This is a genomic window from Salinibacterium sp. CAN_S4 (genome assembly GCF_015752305.1).
Lineage (GTDB): Bacteria > Actinomycetota > Actinomycetes > Actinomycetales > Microbacteriaceae > Rhodoglobus.
Genome location: NZ_JADOVB010000009.1, coordinates 1 through 5,542 on the forward strand (window position 1 = coordinate 1; position 5,542 = coordinate 5,542).

Consider the following 5,542-nt stretch of genomic DNA (forward strand, 5'->3'; position numbering starts at 1 on the left):
TCGCTCTGCGGGGGTGGCTGATGAAGGTGTTGCTCTGGGTGAAGCCGTGTTGCGGTGGAGGTCAGGAGCGTCCGATCCTTGAGAACTCAACAGCGTGCACAATGTCAAATGCCAAAAACCCGTTCGGGGTTTGGTGCTGATCCTATTTCGGGGTTGGTGTCTTTCTCTGACGGATTCCTTTGGAAATAGATTAAACAACAAAGCAAGTCCAGTCTGGTTCTTTGGAATCGGTTTGGTTTGTTCTGTCAGTTTCAAACTTGCATCGTGATGCCTATTCCGGCAGATCGGTGCGCTAGATGTGCCGGGTCACTTGTGGCTTGTGCAGTCAAACATTTATGGAGAGTTTGATCCTGGCTCAGGATGAACGCTGGCGGCGTGCTTAACACATGCAAGTCGAACGGTGAAGGAGAAGCTTGCTTCTTTGGATCAGTGGCGAACGGGTGAGTAACACGTGAGTAACCTGCCCCAGACTCTGGGATAAGCACTGGAAACGGTGTCTAATACCGGATACGAGCTTCAGCCGCATGGCTAGGAGTTGGAAAGAATTTCGGTCTGGGATGGACTCGCGGCCTATCAGCTAGTTGGTGAGGTAATGGCTCACCAAGGCGACGACGGGTAGCCGGCCTGAGAGGGTGACCGGCCACACTGGGACTGAGACACGGCCCAGACTCCTACGGGAGGCAGCAGTGGGGAATATTGCACAATGGGCGCAAGCCTGATGCAGCAACGCCGCGTGAGGGACGACGGCCTTCGGGTTGTAAACCTCTTTTAGTAGGGAAGAAGCGAAAGTGACGGTACCTGCAGAAAAAGCACCGGCTAACTACGTGCCAGCAGCCGCGGTAATACGTAGGGTGCAAGCGTTATCCGGAATTATTGGGCGTAAAGAGCTCGTAGGCGGTTTGTCGCGTCTGCTGTGAAAACTGGAGGCTCAACCTCCAGCCTGCAGTGGGTACGGGCAGACTAGAGTGCGGTAGGGGAGATTGGAATTCCTGGTGTAGCGGTGGAATGCGCAGATATCAGGAGGAACACCGATGGCGAAGGCAGATCTCTGGGCCGTAACTGACGCTGAGGAGCGAAAGCATGGGGAGCGAACAGGATTAGATACCCTGGTAGTCCATGCCGTAAACGTTGGGAACTAGATGTAGGGGCCATTCCACGGCTTCTGTGTCGCAGCTAACGCATTAAGTTCCCCGCCTGGGGAGTACGGCCGCAAGGCTAAAACTCAAAGGAATTGACGGGGGCCCGCACAAGCGGCGGAGCATGCGGATTAATTCGATGCAACGCGAAGAACCTTACCAAGGCTTGACATATACGAGAACGGGCTAGAAATAGTCAACTCTTTGGACACTCGTAAACAGGTGGTGCATGGTTGTCGTCAGCTCGTGTCGTGAGATGTTGGGTTAAGTCCCGCAACGAGCGCAACCCTCGTTCTTTGTTGCCAGCACGTCATGGTGGGAACTCAAAGGAGACTGCCGGGGTCAACTCGGAGGAAGGTGGGGATGACGTCAAATCATCATGCCCCTTATGTCTTGGGCTTCACGCATGCTACAATGGCCGGTACAAAGGGCTGCAATACCGCAAGGTGGAGCGAATCCCAAAAAGCCGGTCTCAGTTCGGATTGAGGTCTGCAACTCGACCTCATGAAGTCGGAGTCGCTAGTAATCGCAGATCAGCAACGCTGCGGTGAATACGTTCCCGGGCCTTGTACACACCGCCCGTCAAGTCATGAAAGTCGGTAACACCCGAAGCCAGTGGCCCAACCGCAAGGAGGGAGCTGTCGAAGGTGGGATCGGTGATTAGGACTAAGTCGTAACAAGGTAGCCGTACCGGAAGGTGCGGCTGGATCACCTCCTTTCTAAGGAGCATGTGCTGTCGTCCTCTGTATACAGGGACGTAAAGACAGCCAAGCTGCACTGGCCTGTTCGGGTCAGGCAGCGCTCATGGGTGGAACATTGACATTGTGGCCAGGTAAGAGTCTTGCCTCTGAGTACATCAGTCGTGTTGTTTACAACACGGTTGGTCGGAACGGATGCTCTTCTCGAGTCTGGTCTTTTGCACGCTGTTGGGTCCTGAGGGACCGGGCCGGCGCTGTCATCTTCGGGTGGTGGTGTCGATCGGACCTCTGGACCATCGCACCGAAAGGTGCAACGGTCTTCGGATCCTGTTGTGACTGGCTTTGGCCAGGCGCGGGGGATACCGCCCGTATTTTGAGAACTACACAGTGGACGCGAGCATCTTAGATTCGACCTGAAAGGGTCGGATCACATAAACGATGACTCCTGACTGCGTTTCTTCGGAACCGTATTCAGGTAATCATTGGTCTATCTCAGGGCTTCGGCCCTGCGATCGATTCAAACTCATGTGATATCAATTTTCTAAGAGCAGACGGTGGATGCCTTGGCATCTGGAGCCGAAGAAGGACGTATAAATCTGCGATAAGCCTCGGGGAGCTGATAATAGAGCTGTGATCCGAGGATTTCCGAATGGGGAAACCCCGCTGGGCGTTGCAAGACGACCCAGTGACTCCCGCCTGAATATATAGGGCGGGTAGAGGGAACGTGGGGAAGTGAAACATCTCAGTACCCACAGGAAGAGAAAACAACCGTGATTCCGTTAGTAGTGGCGAGCGAAACCGGAAGAGGCCAAACCGATCATGTGTGATAGCCGGCAGGCGTTGCATGGTCGGGGTAGTGGGACTTTTCAGCTGTTACTGCCGTACAGCAAGAATTACAACGCAATATAGACGAATGGGATTGAAAGCCCAGCCATAGACGGTGCCAGCCCGGTAGTCGAAATGTTGCAATGGTTCGAAGAGTATCCCAAGTAGCACGGGGCCCGAGAAATCCCGTGTGAATCAGCCAGGACCACCTGGTAAGCCTAAATACTCCCAGATGACCGATAGCGGACAAGTACCGTGAGGGAAAGGTGAAAAGTACCCCGGGAGGGGAGTGAAATAGTACCTGAAACCGTCTGCTTACAAACCGTTCGAGCCTCCTTAGTAGGGGTGAGAGCGTGCCTTTTGAAGAATGAGCCTGCGAGTTAGTGCTCAGTGGCGAGGTTAACCCGAGTGGGGCAGCCGTAGCGAAAGCGAGTCTTAATAGGGCGTTTTAGTCGCTGGGTCTAGACCCGAAGCGAAGTGATCTATCCATGGCCAGGTTGAAGCGACGGTAAGACGTCGTGGAGGACCGAACCCACTTCAGTTGAAAATGGAGGGGATGAGCTGTGGATAGGGGTGAAAGGCCAATCAAACTTCGTGATAGCTGGTTCTCTCCGAAATGCATTTAGGTGCAGCGTTGCGTGTTTCTTGCCGGAGGTAGAGCTACTGGATAGCTGATGGGCCCCAAAAGGTTACTGACGTTAGCCAAACTCCGAATGCCGGTAAGTGAGAGCGCAGCAGTGAGACGGTGGGGGATAAGCTTCATCGTCGAGAGGGAAACAACCCAGACTACCAACTAAGGTCCCCAAGCGTGTGCTAAGTGGGAAAGGATGTGGAGTTGCACAGACAACCAGGAGGTTGGCTTAGAAGCAGCCACCCTTGAAAGAGTGCGTAATAGCTCACTGGTCAAGTGATTCCGCGCCGACAATGTAACGGGGCTCAAGCACACCACCGAAGTTGTAGATTTCATGTATTAGCCCGGCACTTTGGTGTCCAGGCGCATGGAGTGGTAGGAGAGCGTCGTGTGGCCAGTGAAGCGGCGGTGTAAACCAGCCGTGGAGGCCACACGAGTGAGAATGCAGGCATGAGTAGCGAAAGACGGGTGAGAAACCCGTCCTCCGAAAGACCAAGGGTTCCAGGGCCAGGCTAATCCGCCCTGGGTAAGTCGGGACCTAAGGCGAGGCCGACAGGCGTAGTCGATGGACAACGGGTTGATATTCCCGTACTGACGAAGAACCGCCCAAGCTAATCCAGTGATGCTAAGTGTCTGAATCCCTGTGACGGATCCCTTCGGGGTGAAGCGTTGGGCCTAGCACACGACCCTATGCTGGTGCGGTTAGCGTATTAACAGGTGTGACGCAGGAAGGTAGCTGAGCCGGGCGATGGTTGTCCCGGTCTAAGGATGTAGGGCGAACGATAGGCAAATCCGTCGTTCATATAGCCTGAGACCCGATGGGTAGTCCTCACGGACGAAATCAGTGATCCTATGCTGCCAAGAAAAGCATCGACGCGAGGTTCAAGTTACCCGTACCCCAAACCGACTCAGGTGGTCAGGTAGAGAATACCAAGGAGATCGAGAGAATCGTGGTTAAGGAACTCGGCAAAATGCCCCCGTAACTTCGGGAGAAGGGGGGCCTGAGGCGTGAAGGGATTTACTCCTGGAGCGTTTGAAGGCCGCAGAGACCAGTGGGAAGCGACTGTTTACTAAAAACACAGGTCCGTGCTAAGTCGCAAGACGATGTATACGGACTGACGCCTGCCCGGTGCTGGAAGGTTAAGAGGAACGGTTAGCCGCAAGGCGAAGCTGAGAATTTAAGCCCCAGTAAACGGCGGTGGTAACTATAACCATCCTAAGGTAGCGAAATTCCTTGTCGGGTAAGTTCCGACCTGCACGAATGGCGTAACGACTTCCCAGCTGTCTCAACCGCGAACTCGGCGAAATTGCACTACGAGTAAAGATGCTCGTTACGCGCAGAAGGACGGAAAGACCCCGTGACCTTTACTATAGCTTTGTATTGGTGTTCGGTGTGGCTTGTGTAGGATAGGTGGGAGACTGTGAAGCTTGGACGCTAGTTCAGGTGGAGTCATTGTTGAAATACCACTCTGGTCACTCTGGATATCTAACTTCGGACCGTAATCCGGTTCAGGGACAGTGCATGGTGGGTAGTTTAACTGGGGCGGTTGCCTCCCAAAAAGTAACGGAGGCGCCCAAAGGTTCCCTCAACCTGGTTGGTAATCAGGTGTCGAGTGTAAGTGCACAAGGGAGCTTGACTGTGAGACTGACAAGTCGAGCAGGGACGAAAGTCGGGACTAGTGATCCGGCAGTGGCTTGTGGAAGCGCTGTCGCTCAACGGATAAAAGGTACCTCGGGGATAACAGGCTGATCTTGCCCAAGAGTCCATATCGACGGCATGGTTTGGCACCTCGATGTCGGCTCGTCGCATCCTGGGGCTGGAGTAGGTCCCAAGGGTTGGGCTGTTCGCCCATTAAAGCGGTACGCGAGCTGGGTTTAGAACGTCGTGAGACAGTTCGGTCCCTATCCTCTGCGCGCGCAGGAAATTTGAGAAGAGCTATCCCTAGTACGAGAGGACCGGGATGGACGAACCTCTGGTGTGTCAGTTGTTCCGCCAGGAGCACCGCTGATTAGCTACGTTCGGAACGGATAACCGCTGAAAGCATCTAAGCGGGAAGCCGGCTTCAAGATAAGATTTCCATGACTTTTAGTCGAGAGGCTCGCAGCTAGACTACTGCGTTGATAGGCCGGATGTGGAAGTGGGGACTAAAGACCCACGGAGCTGACCGGTACTAATAAGCCGATAAATTGATAACACCCCACCTCACCGGAGCGTGTGTTGAAAAACACTCCTCCGATGGTGAATGAGAACG

Annotated in this window: 2 rRNA genes; both read left to right on the forward strand. The window is 54.0% G+C overall.

The window, feature by feature from the left end:
• The first annotated feature begins 332 nt into the window (after positions 1-332).
• Positions 333-1,855, forward strand: a 16S ribosomal RNA gene (locus tag IWX81_RS14910).
• Between the two features lie 510 nt (positions 1,856-2,365).
• Positions 2,366-5,485: ribosomal RNA gene (locus IWX81_RS14915) — 23S ribosomal RNA — on the forward strand.
• The 16S and 23S rRNA genes sit together here, the layout of an rRNA operon.
• Positions 5,486-5,542: the final 57 nt, after the last annotated feature.